20 protein-coding genes and 1 other annotated feature are annotated in these 22231 nt (G+C 47.6%); of the genes, 5 read left to right on the top strand and 15 right to left on the bottom strand.

Annotated elements, in window-relative coordinates; translation table 11 throughout:
• Positions 1-14 precede the first annotated feature (14 nt).
• The 11 genes from miaA to AC4PM4_RS24640 form a co-directional block, all read right to left on the bottom strand.
• Entirely contained in the window at positions 15-962 is a 948-nt protein-coding gene (miaA, locus tag AC4PM4_RS24590; RefSeq protein ID WP_371121627.1) for a tRNA (adenosine(37)-N6)-dimethylallyltransferase MiaA, read from the bottom strand.
• Complete coding sequence (locus tag AC4PM4_RS24595; RefSeq protein WP_063563082.1) at positions 946-1731, bottom strand: class I SAM-dependent methyltransferase; 786 nt, start codon at positions 1729-1731, stop codon at positions 946-948. Before AC4PM4_RS24595 ends, miaA begins: the two co-directional genes overlap by 17 nt.
• Before the next feature lie 17 nt (positions 1732-1748).
• A complete protein-coding gene (mutL, locus tag AC4PM4_RS24600) occupies positions 1749-3968 on the bottom strand; it encodes a DNA mismatch repair endonuclease MutL (RefSeq protein ID WP_491614766.1) in 2220 nt (739 codons plus the stop codon).
• 21 nt (positions 3969-3989) lie between these two features.
• Positions 3990-6794, bottom strand: coding sequence for a DNA mismatch repair protein MutS (gene mutS, locus AC4PM4_RS24605; RefSeq protein WP_491614767.1), 2805 nt, complete (start codon positions 6792-6794; stop codon positions 3990-3992).
• Positions 6795-6993: 199 nt separating this feature from the next.
• The gene (locus AC4PM4_RS24610; protein ID WP_256337911.1) at positions 6994-8244 is read right to left on the bottom strand and encodes a putative amidoligase domain-containing protein; all 1251 of its coding nucleotides are present in this window, start codon (positions 8242-8244) and stop codon (positions 6994-6996) included.
• A gap of 112 nt (positions 8245-8356) precedes the next feature.
• Positions 8357-8917: an outer spore coat protein CotE gene (locus tag AC4PM4_RS24615; protein ID WP_053780858.1), complete on the bottom strand. Its 561-nt coding sequence runs from the start codon at positions 8915-8917 to the stop codon at positions 8357-8359.
• Positions 8918-8992: 75 nt separating this feature from the next.
• Positions 8993-9970 (bottom strand): aromatic acid exporter family protein, encoded by a 978-nt coding sequence (locus tag AC4PM4_RS24620; RefSeq protein ID WP_063563085.1) that lies wholly within the window; start codon positions 9968-9970, stop codon positions 8993-8995.
• Positions 9971-10423: 453 nt separating this feature from the next.
• Positions 10424-11215 (bottom strand): ABC transporter permease, encoded by a 792-nt coding sequence (locus tag AC4PM4_RS24625; protein ID WP_371121628.1) that lies wholly within the window; start codon positions 11213-11215, stop codon positions 10424-10426.
• Positions 11216-11253: 38 nt separating this feature from the next.
• Entirely contained in the window at positions 11254-12048 is a 795-nt protein-coding gene (locus tag AC4PM4_RS24630) for an ABC transporter ATP-binding protein (RefSeq protein ID WP_063563086.1), read from the bottom strand.
• A gap of 30 nt (positions 12049-12078) precedes the next feature.
• Positions 12079-13083, bottom strand: coding sequence for an ABC transporter substrate-binding protein (locus AC4PM4_RS24635; protein ID WP_491614768.1), 1005 nt, complete (start codon positions 13081-13083; stop codon positions 12079-12081).
• 146 nt (positions 13084-13229) lie between these two features.
• A complete protein-coding gene (locus tag AC4PM4_RS24640; protein ID WP_491614769.1) occupies positions 13230-14744 on the bottom strand; it encodes a carboxypeptidase M32 in 1515 nt (504 codons plus the stop codon).
• Between the two features lie 225 nt (positions 14745-14969).
• Here AC4PM4_RS24640 and AC4PM4_RS24645 point away from each other — a divergent pair, with 225 nt between their 5' ends.
• The 4 genes from AC4PM4_RS24645 (at position 14970) to AC4PM4_RS24660 (ending at position 17173) form a co-directional block, all read left to right on the top strand.
• Entirely contained in the window at positions 14970-15533 is a 564-nt protein-coding gene (locus AC4PM4_RS24645; RefSeq protein ID WP_063563089.1) for a beta-class carbonic anhydrase, read from the top strand.
• Between the two features lie 186 nt (positions 15534-15719).
• Positions 15720-16286, top strand: coding sequence for a PadR family transcriptional regulator (locus AC4PM4_RS24650; RefSeq protein ID WP_063563090.1), 567 nt, complete (start codon positions 15720-15722; stop codon positions 16284-16286).
• A gap of 99 nt (positions 16287-16385) precedes the next feature.
• Positions 16386-16889, top strand: a complete 504-nt coding sequence (locus AC4PM4_RS24655) for a hypothetical protein (RefSeq protein WP_063563091.1) — start codon at positions 16386-16388, stop codon at positions 16887-16889.
• A 5-nt stretch (positions 16890-16894) separates the two neighbouring features.
• Positions 16895-17173 (top strand): YxcD family protein, encoded by a 279-nt coding sequence (locus AC4PM4_RS24660; RefSeq protein WP_024630486.1) that lies wholly within the window; start codon positions 16895-16897, stop codon positions 17171-17173.
• A gap of 152 nt (positions 17174-17325) precedes the next feature.
• On the opposite strand, the gene tyrS is transcribed toward AC4PM4_RS24660, so the two are convergent.
• From tyrS to AC4PM4_RS24680, 4 genes are all read right to left on the bottom strand, one after another.
• Positions 17326-18585: a tyrosine--tRNA ligase gene (tyrS, locus tag AC4PM4_RS24665; RefSeq protein WP_063563092.1), complete on the bottom strand. Its 1260-nt coding sequence runs from the start codon at positions 18583-18585 to the stop codon at positions 17326-17328.
• Positions 18586-18704: 119 nt separating this feature from the next.
• Positions 18705-18926: a binding site (T-box leader), on the bottom strand.
• A gap of 100 nt (positions 18927-19026) precedes the next feature.
• Complete coding sequence (locus tag AC4PM4_RS24670; protein ID WP_488730358.1) at positions 19027-19476, bottom strand: DMP19 family protein; 450 nt, start codon at positions 19474-19476, stop codon at positions 19027-19029.
• Between the two features lie 5 nt (positions 19477-19481).
• Positions 19482-19958 (bottom strand): Imm63 family immunity protein, encoded by a 477-nt coding sequence (locus tag AC4PM4_RS24675; RefSeq protein WP_176854450.1) that lies wholly within the window; start codon positions 19956-19958, stop codon positions 19482-19484.
• Between the two features lie 48 nt (positions 19959-20006).
• Entirely contained in the window at positions 20007-21476 is a 1470-nt protein-coding gene (locus tag AC4PM4_RS24680; RefSeq protein ID WP_400345748.1) for a protein adenylyltransferase SelO, read from the bottom strand.
• Between the two features lie 224 nt (positions 21477-21700).
• Here AC4PM4_RS24680 and AC4PM4_RS24685 point away from each other — a divergent pair, with 224 nt between their 5' ends.
• Positions 21701-22141: a YhfM domain-containing protein gene (locus AC4PM4_RS24685; RefSeq protein WP_400345750.1), complete on the top strand. Its 441-nt coding sequence runs from the start codon at positions 21701-21703 to the stop codon at positions 22139-22141.
• The last annotated feature ends 90 nt before the right edge of the window (positions 22142-22231 follow it).

Here is a 22231-nt window from a genome sequence, read left to right on the forward strand (position 1 = left end):
TCCACCTTCTATATTCAGTCAAACTTACGTTTGATCATCTCACATACATGGGCATAATTCCCTGCAAAATCTTCGGTATCCGTCATATCCACCCATTCAATGTCTTTCATATGCCGGAACCAGGACAATTGTCGCTTGGCAAAACGACGTGTATCCCTTTTCAGCCACTCTACCGCAGCCTCCCAGCTTACTTCACCCTGAAGATAAGCCGCAATTTCCTTATAACCGAGCCCCTGCATGGAGATATGTCCTCTCGCTACGCCGCGCTCCAGTAAAGACTTGACCTCATCTACCAAACCCTGCTCGATCATAAGATCAATTCGCTCTTCCACTCGGGCATACAGTTTCTGACGATCCATTGTCAAACCCACAATAAGCAGGTCATATGGAGACTCTTTCTTCTGGGAAGCCAGCTGCTCGGACAACTTCTCACCTGTAAGGTGATAGATCTCCAGTGCACGAACAATTCGGCGCTGGTCATTCGGATGCAGTCGTTCTGCGCTAACCGGATCAATGACCCTCAGCTTATCATGTAACGCCTGCGGGCCATGTTGCTCTGCATAACGGAACTGTTCATCCCGGAACGCTTCATCTGAGCCGCTGTCCGAGAATTGAAAGCCGTAACATACCGATTCTACATACAGACCGGTGCCACCAACAATAAAAGGCAACTTGCCGCGCTCATGGATTTCCCCAATCAGACGTGTGCAGCTCTCCTGAAATTCCGCCACGGAATAGGGGTATTCCGGTTCATGGATGTCGATGAGGTGATGAGGCACACCCTTCATTTCATCGCGAGTAATTTTGGCCGTCCCGATATCCATTTCGCGATATACCTGCATGGAATCCCCCGAAATAATCTCACAATTGAACGCCTGTGCAAGCTCAATACTCATTCTTGTTTTGCCTACCGCTGTTGGTCCAACCAGCACAAGCAGCTTCGGTTTAACTTCCGCTTTCAACATTAATCACTCCGTACAGTGTTTTTGCATTGCCCCGGTCATGTACTTCAAAACCGAGTCTTGTAAACTCCGCGCTGCCGCGCTTCTCTTTCATAACTACCCGCTTGCGGGCAACTCTTTTCGCTTCAATAATGCTCTGTTCATCCAGTGCATTTGGATTCGCATAATCTCGCAAAGGCTGAATGGCGCTTGAATCAAGCATTGGTTCACGGAACATCGGATCGAAATATACCGTGTCACAGCTTCGGTCTGGCAAGGAACGCAGCAAATCGAGATGATTCGCATGCCGCAGCTCAATGCGCCGGAAAGCTTCATTTACCGCAGGCTTAATGCTCTCGTACTGAGACATGCCTTCTACTAATAACGTGTACAGCGGCAGGGAACTTTCACAGGCGATGACCCGACCACTTTTGCCTACAGCAACCGAGAATACCAGTGCATCGGTGCCCAATCCTGCTGTACAATCGATAACGGTATCCCCTTCAAGGATTGCCCCCGCGTCCAGCATCGGATCAGCTTCTCCTTTTAACACACGTTTGGCCCGAACAAATCCCATACTGGGGTGAAACTCAAGCAGCGGTGAATCCGGACGAAACAAACGAACTTTACCCTGAAGCACAACTATAATCTCATCAATCTCATAATGTGCAATCATTGCAGGTAAAGACATCCTTTTGCGTGGTACATATGTTCCTCCCGTTGTTTCCGCAAGGTTTCGTGCACGTTCCACAAGGTGGCCTGCTTCCTTTTCACCGGTTGTAATATACATAATTTCCTCCTAAATAGCTACATGACCCGTTTAAACAATTTCTCCAGATCATAGGTTGAAAATGACACCACAATCGGTCTCCCGTGTGGACAAGTATACGGTTGACGGCAAGAACCAAGACGCTGAATCAACACTTCCGCCTCCTGATCCGTCAATTTCTGATTGGCTTTGATGGACGCCTTGCAAGAGCACATGATCGACGCCGCTTCTCGCATCTTGGCAACATCAATACTACGTTCACTCAGCACCCATTCAGACATCTCTTCAATAATGTCTTTCTCATCCCCTTTGGGGAACCAGAACGGGTGGGAACGCACCCGGAAGGTCTGCCCACCGAAATGTTCCAAATAGACACCCGCCTGCTCGAACCAAGCCAGTCTTGTTTTGAGCTTTTCTGTCTCGGATGGTGTGAACTCCAATGTAATGGGCAGCAGTAACTCCTGCGAAGCCTGAGCCGGATTGCCAAACTGCTCGTAATAATACTCATAATTCACCCGTTCATGGGCTGCATGCTGATCAATCAGATATAGACCATCTTGATTTTGTGCAATCAAGTACGTCCCGTGGTGCTGCCCAATCAGGCTTAGTTCAGGAAACGCTGGCATGGAAACATCCGATTTAACGGCAGATGCCAGCCTTGCCGGGTCAGGTAAACTTGGAGCTTTCCAGCTCCGCTCTCCTTTTGCAGCCACCGCAGATGGATTATAAGATGAACGCCCTTCTCTAACCGGAGAATTCATCGAATTGGAACGATACACAGAAGTCGGAGCCTGTGAAGTTGATAGCCCCTTATCTTCAGTTGAATGTAAGGCATCTTGCGCAGCACGAACTGTAGCAGCACCGGTACTTCCACTCACAGCAGAAGCTGAATCGCTATGGGGATTTTCGTCATCACTATAATTACGCTTCAGAACATTAGATCCTGAGTCCCCGCTCACCATACCAAATGGATCATAGGATGGTGATATCTCGGGTGGAGCTTCATGCAACGGCAGCGTCTGACCCTCACCGTTTCCATCAGGCTCTGATTGCACATCAGCCGGAGCCACATCAGCTGGGGCATCCAGATCATCGTCCTCTGAAGTCATTTTAGTGAGTCCAGCATATTTCCCCAATGGACCCTGTTGCCCATACCCTGCGGATTCCGTTTCCTCCTTTAGAGGACCTCTCGGGAACAGGAACTGTTCCTGGATAAAGGAACTGTTATCTCCACGTCTGATTTGCTGCTTGGTTACCTGTGGAATGAGCACTTCCTTCCGCAAAATTCCACGCAGTGTCGTTTCCACAAACTCATACAGCTCCGCTTCCTTGCTGAAACGAACCTCCAGCTTCGCCGGATGCACGTTCACATCGACCAGGGATGGATGCATTTCCAATTGCACCACGACAAGTGGGAACCGATTAATGGGCAGCAACGTATGATACGCCTTCAGAATAGCCTGGTTGAGCCCGTAATTCCGAATAAAGCGTCCATTCACAATGGTCGACATGCCACCACGATTGGCACGAGTCCATTCCGGCAAACTGATCAGCCCGCTCACTCGATAGTCCAGACTCTCTCCCTGAATGGGGAGCATTGCTTTGGCGGCATTTGTACCATAGATTGCTGCAACCACTTGCAGCAGATCCCCATTGCCCAGCGTCTGAAGCAGTGTATTTTCATTATGACGCAGCGTGAACGAGATGTTAGGATGAGACATTGCCATACGATAGAGAACATCCGAGATATGTCCCAGCTCGGTCTGGATCGTTTTCATATATTTAAGCCTGGCCGGCGTATTGAAAAATAGTTCTTTCACCTCAAAGTCCGTGCCTTGGGGTGAGGTTTCATCCTCATGTGAGAGAAGTTTGCCTCCCTCAATCACGATTCGTCTTCCTCGCCCATCATTCCCGCTGGCCGATAACACCTCCACTTTGGAGACAGCGGCAATACTCGCCAAGGCCTCTCCCCGGAATCCAAGACTTGTGATCTGGAACAAATCGCGGCCATGAACTATTTTACTAGTTGCATGACGATAGAAGGCCTTTTCCATATCTTCCGGCTCGATACCGGAACCATTGTCTTTGACCCGAATACGAAGCAATCCGCCCTCTTCCACCGTAACATCAATCTTGGAGGCGCCTGCATCCACCGAGTTTTCGAGCAGCTCCTTAACGACTGAAGCAGGCCGTTCGACCACCTCACCTGCTGCAATCTGGTTGGCAATATGTTCATCAAGCACATGAATTTTCGCCACAGGTTTTCCCCTCCCCTATACTCAGGATAATTGCTGTGCCTTCAATTTGAGATCATTCAGTATTTGCATCGCCTGAAGCGGTGTCATGTTCATTACATCAATATCCTTCATATTACGAATAAACTCCCGAGCAGGCTTGTCAAGGGCAACTACCTCCATTTTCGGAGTTACACTTGGCTCTTCATCTCCAAAGATGGACAATTGAACCACATCAGCATGTTTGGAGACTGCCTGCTGCTTGCCATTTTGTTTTTTGTCCTGTTGTTTCTGTACTGGAGCTTCAGTCGCAGCAGTGAGTTCGACAGGTTCTGTAGATTCCTGCTCCCGAATCAACGATGAATGATCTGTGTACTGGAACTCTGCACCGACTCGAGCATGATCACCCGATTGCTGCTTGTCATTCGCGGCAAATTCGCTGCCAACCGCAACCTGAGCCGCCGCATGCTCGAAACCGTGCAGCAAGCCATTTGCCCGCTCAATGATACTGTCCGGCAGTCCTGCAAGCCGTGCACAATAGATCCCGTAGCTGCTGCTGGCAGCCCCGGCAATCAATTTACGTAGGAAATTGACCTTGTCCCCGCTCTCCTGAACGGCCATGGAGTAATTCGCCAACTTGTCCAAACTCTCTTCCAGATGAGCAAGCTCATGGAAATGAGTTGATACCAGCGCTTTGCACCCAATGATATCGTGCACATATTCAATGACAGACTGGGCAATCGCCATTCCCTCACTGGTAGACGTTCCCCGACCCAGTTCATCGATAATAATCAGACTGCGTGGTGTTGCTTTATCCGTCATGACCTGAATGTCGGCCATCTCCACCATAAACGTACTTTGTCCACCGATGAGATCGTCTGCCGCACCAATCCGTGTGAAAATACGATCCATAATCGGTACTTCAGCTTGTCCTGCCGGCACGAAACAGCCGATCTGAGCCAGAATCGAAATCAGCGCCACCTGCCGCATATACGTACTTTTCCCCGCCATATTCGGACCGGTAATCAGCAGAATGCGCGCCTCTTCCTTCTGCATCGCAGTATTGTTGGCGATAAAAGCACCATCTCGCATCACCGCTTCAACCACCGGATGGCGCCCCTGTTCCACAACCAAATCGTAACCATCGGTCAATGTAGGCCGTACGAAATTACGCTCTGCACTGATGACGGCAAAGGATTGATACACGTCAATCTCCGCGACCAGCTCAGCCAGTTTTTGCAACCTGGCGATCTCCTGATTAAGCCGTTCCCGCAGTTCCGCGAACAAGCCGTACTCAATATCGACCATCTTGTCCTGAGCTTCCAGAATCAGCGTCTCTTTTTCTTTCAGCTCCGGTGTAATATAACGCTCAGCATTCGCAAGGGTTTGTTTCCGCTCATAACGGCCTTCTGGCAGAGAAGCCAAGTTCGACTTGGTAATTTCAATATAGTACCCAAATACTTTGTTGTAGCCAATTTTCAACGAGCGAATGCCAGTCGCTTCACGTTCTCTGGCCTCCAGTTCAGCAATCCACTGCTTGCCATTCACCGAGGCTTCCCGAAGCTCATCCAACCGCTCGTGGTATCCTTCACGAATTAAGCCACCATCACGCACGGACACAGGCGGCTCATCAACGATAGCCTGACCAATTGCATCTCGCAGATCACTGCAATCATCCATAATACCAGCAATGTGCTGTAGCGTCGTGGAAGGCGAGCCTGCACAATACTGACGTAACCCTGGAATTTTGTCTAGTGACAGCTTCAGTGCATTCAGATCCCGACCGTTAGCATTACCAAAGGCAATTCGACCCACCAGGCGTTCCAAATCGTAGATGTCTTTGAGTTCTGCACGCAGATCTTCCCTCAATATAAACTGGTTATACAGCGTATCTACCGCTTCCAGACGTTCATTGATTTTTCCTTTTTGCAGCAAGGGTTTATCAACCCAGCGACGCAGCATGCGGGCACCCATAGACGTTTCTGTGCGGTCCAGCAGCCAGAGCAGCGATCCTTTTTTCGAACGCTCACGTACCGTTTCCACCAGTTCCAGGTTACGCCGAGTAAAGGGGTCCAGAATCATAAAGTGATCCGGCTCATACGTTGAAACCTGTGTCAATTGTCCAAGTGAACGTTTCTGTGTCTCACTTAAATAGGAGAAAAGACGCGCTATGCAGGCTTGACGTTCAGGCTCCAAACGTGCCCATACCGCTTCTCCGAATTGCTGACGCACCAAATCTTCCTTGCTCTTCGTCCATGGTGTATACACCACAGGTCGACCAATTGGAGATGCCTGGGTAGCCACCGTATCAAGCAACGCAGCATCCCCCACTAGTTCAGAAGGTTCGTAGATTCCGATCTCATCCTTGAGCCACTCTTGTGAGTATGGAACAGAGGTCACGTAGAGCTCCCCTGTGGACAAGTCACAGGCAGCCAGTGCAAGTGTGTTCTGATTCCCTGTCAGGCAAACCATATAGTTATTGGACTTGTCCCCCAAGGTCTTGCCTTCCATTACCGTTCCGGGTGTTATAACTCGTACAATTTCACGCCGCACCATGCCTTTGGTTACCGTTGGATCTTCCATCTGTTCGCAGATGGCTACTTTGTATCCTTTTTCAATCAAGCGCTGTATGTAATTGTCAGCCGAATGATAAGGCACACCGCACATAGGGATTTTATCTTCTCCCCCTCCTGCGCGTGCTGTTAATGTAATCTCTAGCTCACGGGAAGCATTAACCGCATCCTCAAAGAACAATTCATAGAAATCACCTAATCTAAAAAAAAGAAAAGCGTCCTGCGCTTCGGCCTTCACTTGCAAATATTGTTGAATCATTGGCGTATACTGAGCCATGAGTATCCTCCATCCGTTCCAATGTTGTCAGGAAGAGAAGCTGTCTCGGAAGGAACAATAAGGCGGTCAGGCACCTTATTCGTGCCACCGCCTCATGTTTCGGCTTCCGCCGCTTCCCTCACAGGTTGCTGTTCCATTTCTTCCGTAACGATGATTAAAATCGACTTATTTCTCATTATACCAAAAAAGTGCCCACTCTTCATGAACCTGCTCGAATATTCCAGAGTTTACGTATATCCCGACTCTCGTCCCATGTTCTACCCTGTCTTAGCTGGCTAATTAATGGAGCGGCGTAACGTTCATAACGCTCATAACCGTCCATTTGCGTCAGGTCATCCAGCAGTGCCGGAATATGCGCCTGCATTACCTCACGGTTTCCTTCATAAAAAGCAGTATGAATAGCAGCCTTCGCCAAAGGACGTTGACGCAGCTGATGATAACCTCTCGCGATAAGACCAGCTAGAGCAACAACACCTTTGGCAACCAGAGGAGATACCAGAAAACTGGGTAACGTGCGGTATTCAAATCCACCGTAAGATTTCAGTCGAAAATCACCCAATGCCCCATAACGTGGACGCCGGCCTGAACCTCGTGGGTCCTGAAGAACGGCAAGCGGCAATGCTAGATAATTGTCAAGTGCACGCAGCAGCTCCCCATTTAGTGTAACGCCACTGAAATGGATATGTCCGCCGAGCGGCAATCCGCGCTGGGGCATTCCCCCTGCCTGCCAGATCAGCGAGTGATCACTAATACTACGAGATGCAGCCGCAAAGGCTCTCATCAGATGAGCCAGCAGTTCGCGCGGCTCAGAGCTGGGAGCGGGTCGCAGTTCGGCTACCGGATATATTCGTCGTCCACCGATCGTCACGGAATCACAGCCGGCTACGCCTGTTCGTTCGAGAAATCTGGAGGCGGGCACGATTTTGGATTCTGGCATTTGCACAAGTAGGAATTCAGGGTCCATTCCAAGTATGGGGGCTGCATTACGATGCCGCTCTTCATCCAGTTCGGACTGAAGCTGTTTCCAGCCTGCACGGTACATGGCAGAGAGATCTGTCATGCCCTTCCATGGCCTTGGGTCAATCGAGATGACAGAACAACCGCTCTTTCCTGACGCTTCCAGTCTTACAGCGCCGTGATCCAGTCCAACCGTATACAATGTTTTGGTGGCAAGCCGTTCAATACGTTTGAATAACGTTGATGCTGCTTCACGATCCAGCACACTTTCTTGCGCTCCACCCATTCCACTGGTGTCCCTACGTTTGATGCGAATCGCTTGAAGACAGCATATCTCTACATCGTAACGTACACGCAGACCCAACTCCCGGTCACGCCTGCCCTGCGAAGCCAGCACTTCAATCCCGGATCGTTTCAGGCGATCTGCTCGTTCACGAGGGAGCATGCGTTCATATCGGCGCACCGCCTCCTCGGCCTCATCTATCACATTCATCCTGTCCCTCCTCCCAATTCTCGCCCAAAATGAAAAAAGAGGGCTTACGCCCTCTTCACTGCCGCTTGCGGCGCATATGATACCTTAAGTTTATGAATCCAGATCGCTGAGCTTACAGCTCATCGTCAAGCAGGTCGGGATCGAGATCGTCATAATCTCCATCACCACTGCCGAAGTCATAATCCTTGTCTTCGTAATCTCCACAGCCATCCGTGCACACTTTCACACAAACTTTGGTCTCGGCGACCAGTTCAACAGCGAATTCCCGTTCTACCCGGATAATTACGCTGCCTCCACCTGCCGACACCGTGGCTTCCACACAGCTCGGTTCCTGCGTTGCATCCGCAGATACCTCTACAGTGGCGGCCCGGTGTTTCGGGTCCAGATAGGACAAAGGCACATGTTCTACATACGACACCGTTTCTTTGGCTACATCCGTCTGTGAATTTTTGTCATAGGAATACCAAATGTTGATATCGTAAGTACCAATAACTTCAATTCCGTCCCCCGCTGATACGGCTTCATATTGGTGGTTGATAATCCAAGCCCCCAAAATACTGGTCGGACCATGTGGCGGAGTCACGGTATGTGTTACGGTAGAGAACTTACGACCTTTCCCGCAGATCGCCTTCGTGATGATCTCTCTACATTGATGTTTATGACTCAATGACATCTTTAAACCTCCTCCATACAATCATTCTTTACAAGTGTATGCAGGGCATCCGTCTAGGGTGACAACTATTTTCTATTATTCATTTGTAGATTGGGACCGGTCCGATACCGGAGACGGAGCTTTGTCCTTCTTGGCTATTTTCAGATACAGCGCGAGTTCCCGGCACAGCTGGAGAATAGCTGAACGAATCTCGAATTCTTCCCTTGTATCCGGCAACTCCATTCGCTTGAATTCTTCTTGCACATCTGCGAGAAGTTTTTCTGTACGTCCGGTGTAAGATTCAGTGAGCACATCCTGACTGAGCTGGTCGAACAGCTCCGATACCATTTCCGCATGCGGCATCTTCTGATAGATCTGGGATACCAGATGCATCATATGCTGGATGGAATCCAATTGCGTTTTACGCATATAAAAGTAAACACTCCATCCCTCGTTCGGGTGGATGACCTGATTCTCCAATGAACGTTTGGCCGCTTCAATGCCGCCCAGTACAGCTTTGTCAGCTTCGATCAGTTCTTTCCCTGCCCACACTTCATTCGGATTACGTAGCGTAGCTGCAAACTCCTTGAAGATGACCGAGAATAACTCATCAATTCTTTTGCGAATACGCAGCATCTGCGGGTCCGCAGCCGGCATATACGCCAGATTGACAACCATCGCGGAACCGAGACCAATCAGCAACAGCCCAATTTGGACCAAAACCACATGTACGTCCATTTCACCGCCGCCAAATACCCGGAACACCACGACAGAACCAGTCACAATGCCTTCCTTGAATCCGGCCCGAACGATAACCGGAAATGCAATTAGTATGTAGAACGCCAGCACCCAATAATGGAAGCCAAGAAAGTGAAAAAGTACACTTGCAAATAAAAGCCCCACTACGGAAGCGAAAAATCTCGCAGATATGGTGCGAATACTTCTTTTCCGTGTCACATCAACGCCGAGTATGGCTAACAAGCCCGCCGATGTTGGTCCGGGCAAGCCGCACCAGTCCGCAATCAGCACAGCCATCAGCGCGGCTATTGCGGTTTTAATTACCCTAAAACCCATTAACTCCCTCTCCTCTAAGCTGCAAAAATGTCAAAGCCAGCGAGCCATACCTATCCAAGTGAGCGCTTGTCCAATGCCTGACAGCGTGTATCGTCATATATCATATCCCTAGTATTACACATCCTGCCAAAAACCATTTCTTATCTAATCAAAAGAATCATTCAGGAAGAACCGCATTTCGGAATTAGCTGCTACAGTCATAAACGGCATCAACCGACATGCATATGCATGTCGGTCTCAATAACGCGCCCCGGATGAGGGACGCTGGCAATTTGATTGATGCGACAGAAGCCTCTAGGCCCTCTTCTCCAATCGTCGCATTCATTCCGGACTGCGCGGAATATTCGTATTAGTATGGTACTTGATTTTTCGGGTTCGGGCAACGTGACACCTCTTGTGAAATTGTATACATATCATGAAGCATTCTATTTTGCACACGCATGTTTTGTAGAATTACCTGCGTCCTGCCAGCAGCTTGCGTTCTACATATACAACGAGCTGGTACATCGCTGTAGCTACAGCCGCAATAATCAACAGGCTCGATAAAACAAGGGTAAAGTTAAACACTTGAAATCCGTAGATGATCAGATAGCCCAATCCCTGCTTGGCGACCAGAAATTCACCCACGATTACACCGACCCAGGCCATGCCCACATTTACTTTTAAGGTAGAAACAATGGCAGGAAAGGAAGCGGGTAATACGACTTTGCTGAAGATCTCGGAGCGATCACCACCAAACGTACGGATAACCTTAATATAGTTCTGATCTACTTCATTAAAACTGTTATACACGACAAGTGTAGTAATAATGACCGTGATTGACAAAGTCGTCATGACAATGGCCGTAAATCCTGCACCAAACATGACGATAAAGATTGGACCCAGCGCTACTTTGGGCATGCTGTTGAACACAACCATATAAGGATCAAGCACTTTGGACAAAAAAGGAGACCACCAGATCAGAACCGCAAGCAGTGTTCCGACGAGTGTCCCCAGCAAAAAGCCGACTGCCGTTTCCCCTACGGTTACCCCAACATGCGCCCATAGTTCTCCACTGACGATGTCCTTCCAGATCTGATTGAAAATTTTGCTGGGATAACTGAACAAAAGCACATCAATCCAGCGCAGCCTTCCCGCCAGTTCCCACAGCAAAAACATAAACACCAACATGGACAGCTGCACCGCCAGCACTTTATGTCGCCATCTGGCAACCTGCTGAATATGACTTTGGTGCAGCTGTCTCATCCAATCATCACGCATTTCCTGCTTCTGGTTCGTCTGATTCACCCGTTCTTCTCACCTCCTCCGGACTGATCCAATTCACTCCATAACGCCTGAAACAGCTCATTGAACCCTGGCTGCTCCCTCGCGTGAAAAGGCTGTGCGTTCCGCAGATCTTCGGGAATGATAAACTCCTTCCGAATGCGCCCCGGATTACGATCAAGCACAATGACGCGGTCACTGACGGCAATAGCTTCGGACAGATCATGGGTGACAAGCACCGAAGTTTTGCCGGATTTCTTCAGTGTGTCTGAGACCAGATCCTCCAGTTGCAGCTTGGTTTGATAATCGAGTGCGGAAAAGGGTTCATCCAGCAACAGTATTCCCGGATCCGTAGCTAGTGTACGTAACAAAGCCACCCGTTGCCTCATGCCCCCGGATAACTCGGAAGGATACTGGCTTTCGGTTCCAGCTAAACCCATACCTGCCAGCAGCTCACGTGTGCGCTCGCGACTCTCGTCATTGAGCCCACCTGTCAATTCAAGTCCGATCAGGACATTATCCAAAATGGTACGCCATGGAAACAGATAATCCTGTTGCAACATATAGCCAATCTGGGCGGACGGACCTTCGATACGTTTACCTTTTACCTTGACCTCGCCTGCGGTTGGTGTGAGCAGCCCGGCGATGATCGACAGCAATGTCGTTTTACCACATCCGCTTGGGCCAACAAGACTAACGAACTCTCCTTGCTCGACCTGAAGATTCAAATTTTCGATAACCAGAGATGCTTCACGCTCGCTGACATAGACTTGCGAAATCCCTTCCAGTCTGATCACCGTTTCGGATTCAGGCATACATGCTCACGTCCTTTCCTGAATACCTGGTTACTTCGCTGATGCTGCTTGTTCTGCATAGGAATTATCCACAATCGTTTGAGAATCCACACGCTGTTTCAGTTCTCCCGCAGCACTCATGACGTCCAGCAAGTTATTCCATTCGTCCTCATCAATGATTGGATCGGTTGCATATGTGCCCTGTTCCTTGTAACGGTTCACACTGCTTACCAGAATGGCTGGATCAATATCTTTGAAATAAGGCTTGATGACTTCAGCAATCTCTTCAGCGGTGTGGGAATCCACCCAAGCTTGTGCTTTGTGCAAACCGTTAGTGAACTTCTGAACGATGTCCTTGTTGTCATTAATATAGCTTTGTTTGGTCATGAAAACCGTATAAGGCAGATGACCACTTTCCTTCCCAAACGAGGCTACAACTTTGCCGCGACCCTCTTTCTCAAAGATGGACGCCTGAGGTTCAAAAAGCTGCACATAATCCCCCGTACCTGAAGCAAATGCAGAAGCGATGTTGGCAAAATCCACATTTTGAATCAGTTCCAGATCATTCTGCGGATCAATGCCATGTTTTTTCAGCGTGAATTCGCCTGCCATTTGAGGCATGCCGCCTTTTCTTTGTCCGAGAAATATACTCTGTTTCAATTGATCCCAATTAAAGTCACCTTCGGGATTGCGGGCAAACAGAAACGTTCCGTCCGTCTGTGTAAGCTGGGCAAAGTTAATGACCGGATCTTCTGCGCCTTGTTGATAGACATAAATAGACGTCTCTGCTCCGACCAATGCGATATCTACTGAGCCTGCAAGCAATGCGGCCATCGTTTTGTCTCCACCAGCCGTCGTCTGAATGTCCACTTCAAGCCCCTGTTCTTCAAAAAAACCTTGGGCCACGGCCACATACTCCGGTGCGTAAAACACAGAACGTGTGACCTCACCAATCGTAATTTTGGTTTCATCCTTATCTTTATTGCAGCTGGTGAGAGCCACGATGATAATGAGCAAAATGACGATGGCCCGGATGAACCAGGGCGTGTATTTCATGATATTTCCCTCCTTCACTGGTTTCAGCTGTTCTCTCTACTATGGATATGCTGATGCCCAGCAAAAGGTTAAGAACTTGCATGCAAAAGAAGAGCCGGGCAATGATGCCCCGCTCTTCAAGAATTTGATAATAATGTTATAGCTGTCTACAGCTTGTAAATCTCAGCATATTTCGCTTCCAGATAATCGGCCAAATAGTCTGGGTTCAACTCTTCACCCGTTACGGCCACAATCAGTTCGGAAGGTGTACGGCTTTTGCCATAACGATAAATTTTGTCAGTCAACCATTCCTTGATGGGAATCAGGTTACCTTCGGCAATATGGGCATCGAACTCAGGCATTTCTTTGCGCAATGTATGTAGAATCTGTGCAGCATACATATTGCCGAGCGAGTAAGAAGCAAAGTAACCAAAGTCACCACCCGACCAGTGAACATCCTGAAGCACACCCATACCATCATTCGGCGGCACAATGCCAAGATATTCCTTGTATTTTGCATTCCAGGTCTCCGGCAGGTCCTTGACTTCCAGACCTTCGTTAAACAGCATTTTCTCAATTTCATAACGAATGATGATGTGCAGATTGTACGTCAGCTCATCGGCTTCAATCCGGATCAGAGAGCTTTCAACCCGGTTAATTGCCCGGTAAAAGTCTTCCAGCTCAACCTCGTTTAATTGAGGGAAGTGCTGTTGCAAATCTTTATAATAACGCGTCCAGAATGCAAGACTGCGGCCAATCATATTTTCCCAAAGACGCGACTGGGATTCGTGGATACCCATGGACGTTCCTTCGGCAAGAAGAGTACCAGCCAGGCTATCGTCAATATTTTGCTCATACAGAGCGTGTCCGCCTTCGTGTAGTGAACTGAAGACCGCACTCGTCACATCATCCTGCAAATAATTCGTCGTGATCCGCACATCACCTGGATTCAGGCCCGTTGCGAACGGATGAACACTCTCATCGAGTCTTCCGGCTTCAAAGTCATAACCCATTTGTCCCAGAATAAACAGACTGAATTTCTCCTGTTGATCCTTGTCAAACAGCTGGTTCAAGAACTCCGTGTTCGGCTTGTTCGCCGAAGCATTGATCTTCTCTTGCAGCGGAACCAAACGGGCTTTGAGACGGGCAAATACCGCATCCACCTTTTCTACAGTCAGTTCCGGTTCATACATGTCCAGAAGGGTATCATAACGAGTATCTTTCACACCCCAATAGTCAATGAACTCTTGTTTGAGCTTCACAATATCGGTGAGGTAGGGCGAAAAACCTGCAAAATCACTGTTATGCTTGGCATCTTCCCAAGCCGTTTCTGATTTTGCGGTAAGTACGGTATACGCTTGTACTTTTTCTGGTGGTACGGACTGACTGCGATTATATTCTTTCTGGCAATCTTCCACCTGACGACGGTCGATATCTTCCAGCTGTTCCATCACGGCTGGATTTGTTAATGTATTCAGGTAGGATTTCATCTCAGCTGAGGTTTGCAGTTTGAATGCTTCGGTTGACAGCATTCCCAGTGTTTCCGAACGTGTCGGGACACCTTTTTTGGGCGCACCTGTGCGCAGATCCCAGTGAAGCAAACCAATGGCTTCATGATAACTCTTGATTTTGCGAGCCAGATTACGGAAGGATTCCAGCTGTTCCTGTGTGTGTTGTTCCATTGTTAACGTTCACCTCTTCAAAAAAATGTTGGTTTCCCTATTGATGATACTTTTTGCAATGCGTATAATCAACTTTTAACAGATGCAAATTGCATTATTCCTCCAAACCGAGGAATAATGCAATTTGCTGACCGTGGTATAATAAAAATACCAAAGGGCGTAGGACAAGCTGCATTTGATGCAAGTGGCCGTGCTCATCGTATTGGATAACAGGAGGCAATAGACATGAACAACATTCAAGAGATTCTGGCTTACAACAAATCATTTGTCGAGACTAAAGAATACGAAAAGTATACGGCAGGCAAGTTTCCAACCAAAAAGATGGTCATCATCACTTGTATGGACACTCGTCTGGTGGAAATGCTGCCCAAGGCCATGAACCTGAAGAATGGCGATGTGAAAATCATCAAAAACGCTGGCGCAATCATTTCTCAACCTTTTGGGTCTGTTATGCGTAGTGTTCTCGTCGCCATCTATGAGCTTGGTGCCGACGAAGTACTGGTTGTTGGACACACGGAATGCGGTATGGCTTCCCTACACGCAGAGACCATGATTGGACATATGGTTGAACGGGGTGTATCTGAGGAAGTCATGAGCACACTGGAGAACTCCGGCATACGTTTACAAAAGTGGCTACGCGGGTTTGACAGCGTTGAAGAAGGGGTAAAACATACTGTGGAAGTGATCAAGAAACATCCATTGCTTCCACCTACTGTACCCGTTCACGGCATGGTCATCGACTCCTACACAGGTGAACTTGATCTTGTCGCAGATGGGTATGGGCAATAGACATCTCTCTAAATGGTTTTGGGTGCGGACCTCGAGGTCCGCACTCTTTTTTTGTCTAAATTGAGGCAGTTGTTCTGTCAGGTTGTCAAACCATACAGTTTCAGTGTACACTTTTATGAAAGCGGTCAAAGAAAGCAATTTTTATTGTTTTTGCTGGCCCAGCCCTAATATTAAGGAGACATGTGCATGAACATACTTTCCTACGGATTGCTCGGGCTTCTTACCCGCGAGGAGTCATCAGGTTATGATCTAATGCTGAAGATCCAGCCGCATTGGCAGGCTAAGCACAGTCAGATCTATCCGCTCCTCTCCAAAATGGAAAACGATGAGCTTTTAGCCTCCCGCTGGGTGCAACAGTCTGACAAACCAGACAAGAAAATGTATGCAGTCACGGAGAAAGGTATTGAAAAACTGCTGGGATGGATGATCACTCCCGTTACCGCTCCGGTTACGCGTGACGAGTTCAATCTGCGCATTTTATGTGTCGGCATTGCAGAAGACGGAAGCATGAGACGCATTCTGAATGAGCGCAAAAACTGGTTCATGGAACGCATCCGTTATTTCGAGGATTTGAAGTCCCGTATCCCTCAGGATAATCTGCGAGTAGGCAGTCGGGAATTCGGAAGTTACATTCTGGTACAAAAAGGGTTAATGAACGCACAAACGGGCATCGAATGGTGTAACTGGGTAACCCAATTACTCGATGGTCAGGCGGCAATTCAGGACCCTTGTCCAAGTATTTCAGAAAAATAAACAAAATTTGAAACGTTCCTGTAAGTTGACCGTATTACTTGAGTAAGGCCCATTTTTGGGCGAATCAAACAAATTAATCGGGGGGTTACGATCTTTACAATGAAGAAAAAATTCGGAATTAAACATCTCATGATGGTTTTCATGGCCTTTACATTACTGTTTGCAACAGTTGGAGTTGCGAATCCGGATTCTGCTGATGCTAGACGTGGTGGCGGTTTCAAATCGGGAACAAAAAGCTATACCAACACACCTAAGAAATCCGATTCCAACAGCAATGTGAGCAAATCTAATACGAATAATAACTCCAATGGAGCAGCTACAACGAACCGTGGCGGATTCTTCGGCGGTGGCGGTGGATTTATGAAAGGTATGATGCTGGGTGGTCTTGCTGGCATGATGTTCGGCGGATTGTTCGGTGGCATGGGCGCTCTGGGTAACATTCTTGGATTGCTCGTAAACGTAGCTGCAATTATGCTGATCGTGATGCTCGCGATGGCCCTGTTCAGAGCCATTACGAATCGTCGTAAACCAGCAGCAGATGGTCGTTATGACCGCAAAAATGATCGTGATGATGATGACCGTAACAGAAACGGACGGTACTAATCTCTATGGTTCTGAGCATGGATGAAATTGTCAACGCGATCTGTATTCACATGGCTGAACGCAAGGGTGTTCGCCCAACCGATGTCAATGTGGAACTGAGCTGGGAAGAAGATACGGGATATTCCGCAGAAGTCTGGATTCAAGGCCGCAGTCAGTATCTGGTCGAATCCAACATGATTGAAGCGATCCTGCGCTATCTGCACAGTGAATACGACATTCGGGCTTACCGTGAGAATGTAAGACTGGATCTGGATGAAGAGATCACAGCGATTGTGAATCAATAAATGAATAACTAATAAGCCATTTGCGGATGGAATATAAAAAGGACCGTCTCCATGATGTCATTGACATGATTGGAGACGGTCCTTTTTTGTGTTCCTTGGGAAGATGAAACCTTTGCATCTACCTTCCCAAGATTCATAATGTAATCTTATGGCTACTTCAATTTCACCAGACTGTAGTTTTTCTTGCCTTTACGGATAATGATGAATTTACCACCGATTGCGTGCTCTGCAGAGACCGTGAATTCCAGTTCCGTAACTTTCTCACCATTCATGGAAATGGCCCCTTTGGTGACATCCTCACGCGCCTGACGTTTGGATGGCTCCAGGCCAAGATCCACGAGCCAGTCTACAATATTTTTTGCTTCACCATCGGTTTCGAAGGTCGGCATTTCTTTAAAGCCCTGCTCGATTTCGTCAGCTGTAAGGGAACGAATGTCTCCGCTGAAGAGTGCTGCGGTAATGCGTTTCGCCTGCTCCAGCATGTCGTCGCCGTGAACAAATTTCGTCATTTCTTCAGCGAGTGCCTTTTGTGCTTCACGCTTGTGGGGCTCCGTTTCTACCTTTTCAGCCAAAGCTTCAATTTCTTCTTTGCTTAGGAATGTGAAGTATTTCAGGTATTTGATTACATCACGGTCATCCGTGTTCGCCCAGAACTGGTAAAATTCGAATGGAGTCGTCTTATTCGCATCAAGCCAGATGGACCCGCCTGCGGATTTACCGAATTTCGTTCCGTCGGATTTGAGCATCAGCGGGATCGTCAGACCGTAAGCTTTAGCTTCTGGCCCTTCTTTTTTACGGATCAGGTCCAGACCGCTTGTAATGTTGCCCCATTGATCGGAACCGCCGATTTGCAGCTGTACATCCTCATGTTGGAACAGGTGCAGGTAATCGAGCGATTGGAGAATCTGGTAGGAGAACTCGGTAAACGAAATTCCATCTTCCAGTCTGCTCGCAACCACATCTTTGGCTAGCATCGTGTTGAGGTTAAAGTTCTTACCGTAGTCACGCAAAAATTCAATCACATTGATTTTGTGTGTCCAGTCGTAGTTATTGACCATACGTACCTGATTGTCGCCATCCGTTACGAAAAGCTTTTTCATTTGTGCAGTCAGAGCATCTACATTGGCTTGTACCTCTTCCAACGTTTGCAGGGAACGTTCCGATTGACGACCACTTGGATCACCAATCGTTCCTGTTGCCCCACCAATCAGAATGACTGGACGGTGCCCAGCGAGTTGGAAACGTTTCAGCATCATGAACGGAATCAAATGTCCGATGTGCATGCTGTCTCCTGTAGGGTCAACTCCGCAATACAATGAAACCGACGTGGTCTCTGTCAGCTCACGCAGACCCTCCGCATCTGTCTGTTGATTAATGGCGTCGCGCCATTCCAGTTCATCAATAATATTCAAAACAAACAACCCCTTCTCTATGCATTGGTATTAGGCCATGATCTACGTTAATTCACAAGGAGCTAAGCCGGGCGAGGCTTTTTGGGACACAAAAAAATCGCCGCCTTGTCTTCAATAGACATAGGGACGATTATCATAACCGTGGTACCACCCAACTTGCACAGACAACAACTCACACGCTGTCCATACCGCTTTCAGCAAAATATCGTTTGCCATTCCGCTTGGCATTACCCAAGTACTCCAGAGTGTAATTCGCAGCCCTTGTATGTATCAGGTTCCATCAACCCCTGACTTTCTGTAACAGGGACAAAGCCGCTACTTCGCTCTATCAACGTAATTCATGTATTCAATTTATAGCCAGTATAGCCGAACGTTAATATCATTGCAAGGCCAAGTATTTAATCTTTATATAGAGCAACAGATGAATGCCTACGCCAAAGTTTATAAAGACATCTTGTTCAACTTCTCGTGGTAATATGCATAAGCCTTTTCTGCAATCTGATCTTCATTGTTCCAAAATTGCTGATCCAGCGCATCAAGATGTTGCTCCTCCTCTACTGTTAGAAACGTAGGAATATCCCACAGTTCAGCAAGTCTTTCATCCTCTCCCAAATGCTTAATGCAGCCATATGCTGACTTTATGATGTCCATTACTTGAGTCGCACCAATGGTATGTAATGCCTGCAACGCGTATAGGTATACCTCTTCGCCCCAGTTGCAGAAAAATTGAACAAAACCACCGTTAAAGACGTCCATCTCTAGCAGCCATAAAGCAGCAATTTCCTGTTCATTCGTTGTTAACGCAGCCCAGCCCTGAGCGGATTCATTCTTTTTCCCCACAAAGGTTAACGCATATTCATACCACACATCATTAATATCCTGTTCACTCATGTCAATCACCTCTCTTTTCTTGGTTCCAGCCTCTCCAGATCTTGCCGTTTACCCGTCTGATGCCAATACAAGTAAGGATCTCCAAGCTGTTGGAAAGCCTTCTCAACACTTTGGGTCAATTCTTGCGTCACTGCGTTTGTGTAATTCAAGTGTGTCTGTTTATTATCCACACCATATCGTTTCAGCAATTCCACATGCGCTGCCGTAAAAATGATATCCTCCAGCAGCCAGTAGATTACTTCTTCCGTCTGTTCCATTCTTTTTTCCAACATAACCATGCCACGCTCGTATATACGAACTATATATGCATCATTTTCAATCTCTACATAGGGAACTCCTTCCCCTTTAAAGCTCTCAAACAAGCGGTTAACATAGTCCTCAATCTGCTGCCTGCGGAAGGATGTCCGCTCAAGCAACTGAAAAAGAGTTTTTGCAATCTCTGTTTTGCTTAGTATGTTGGACATAAAATCTCCTTTTGACATGATAATGAAAAAGCTGCCAATGGCAGCCTCTTCATAACAAGTTTTCAATCAGGTTCCACAGAAAGTCCGGTAGGAGGTATCGCACTGCGTAGGCAGTTCCGCGTACTCAGCTTGTTCGGTAGAATGTGCAAACGGGTTGGAAAGAACAGCAAGAAGTTTCTCCATCACACTAAGATCTCCGTGATTCTCCGCTCGGTCCAGTGCTTCTTCCACCCGATGATTACGAGGAATCACCGCTGGGTTGCTAGTTCTCATCAATTGCTGCGATTCTTCTTTCCCTTCCTGCTGTCTGCCTAATCTTGCCTGGCGACGCTCATTCCACTCCGCAAACTCTGAAGTATCGAATAAAGGAGCTCCGTTGAGCGTATCAAAGGTCAGTGCGAGAAACGTATTTGTGTAATCTGCACTATGCTTCTCCATCAATTCAAGAAGATCCCTGATTAGCGCTTCATCCTCAGCCTCTTCATTAAACAAGCCCAGCTTGCTCCGCATTCCCGAGAGCCAGTGGTGGTGATACAATTCAGAGAATTGTGCAATCGCATCCTGAGCGATTTGTACAGCCTGTTCTTCATCCTCATGCAGCAGTGGCAGAAGCGTCTCGGCAAACCGAGCCAGATTCCAGCCGCCAATATACGGTTGATTTCCATATGCATACCGACCTTGCGTGTCAATGGAGCTAAATACCGTCGCTGGATTGTAGGCATCCATAAACGCACACGGCCCATAATCGATGGTTTCACCACTGATGGCCATATTATCTGTATTCATTACGCCATGAATGAAACCAACCTGTTGCCACTTGGCGATAAGTGAAGCCTGTCGACGAATGACTTCCTGAAGTAACTGGAGATAGCGATTATCGGCTTCGGCAATATCGGGAAAATGCCGTTTCAGTGTATAGTCAGCCAATGCCCTGAGCTCATCAATCGATCCCCATCTGGCTGCGTATTGGAAGGTTGCTACACGTAAATGACTTGAAGCCACCCGAGTCAGGATTGCACCAGGTCGCTCTGTTTCGCGTGTAATGTTTTCTCCAGTAGATACAACCGCCAGACTTCGCGTTGTTGGAATGCCGAGTGCATACATCGCTTCACTAATAATATATTCGCGCAGCATTGGCCCAACAGCAGCACGTCCATCGCCTCCGCGAGAGTATGGGGTTCTTCCCGAACCTTTCAGCTGGATATCCACTCGCTCGCCTTGTGGCGTGATTTGTTCTCCCAGCAGCAAAGCCCGTCCATCACCAAGCATGTTAAAATTACCGAATTGATGACCCGCATAGGCCTGAGCGAGAGGGTCGGCACCTTCCGGAATCAGGTTACCTGCAAACACCTCTGCTCCTTCATCACTGTTAAGAGCCTCAGCATTCAGCCCCAGGCTTGCTGCAAGCAATGTATTGAAGATGATCAACTTGGGTGATTGAACAGGTACCGCACCCTGATTTGTAAAAAAAGTCTGTGGCAAACGTCCATAACTGTTGTCAAAGTTCCAGCCTTTTTTCAGCGTTTCTTGTTGCATGGTGATCACAACTCCTTTTCTGTAACCAAGCGATATCAGGATATCCCTTCGTTTTATTTTAGCCTTGTGAACCAATGCTCATTTATGTAGTCGCATGGAAATTCAACGGAAAGAACATGTAACATGTTCATGATGAAACTTTAGCATATTTATATCCCTTTTGCATTCATCCTGCTGTAACTTTCATACCCGGGACACCGTTTAAAGATTAAGGGGTGATCAAATTGAGAAAATACATCTATTGGATTGGGTCTATAACACTTTTATTTATGTGCCTTACCGGGTGTTCAGCGGACAACATACAATCAAAGGGAAATCAGGTTATCGTTCAACAACCGGTTGAGAACTCCAATCAATACACCCTGTATAGAAAAATTACCGATCCAGCACAGGTGCAAGCCATCAGGAACATCGCCGCCTCTATCCCATCGAACAATACTATAGCGGATATGGTGCGACCTCCGGATTATAAATTCTTTTTCAAGAAAAAGAACACAGATTCCTCAGATAAAAGTGTCATCTATAACCTCTGGATCAGTCCCCATCAGGATCAGGTTGAAATCATCATTGAAAGTAAACCTACTTATGTTCAATTAACTAAGAAGAAATCTGCAAAACTTTTCGAACTCATCACAGGTGAAAAGCTTCCGGGGTATGTTGAGTAAAAATATCCAATTGTACTCTGCAGTTCACCCAAAATAAAGACCCAAGAGGTTCATTGACAAGGGGAGTCATTCCGATCATTCCACCTCAAC

The organism is Paenibacillus sp. MDV22-iso6, from assembly GCF_058408365.1.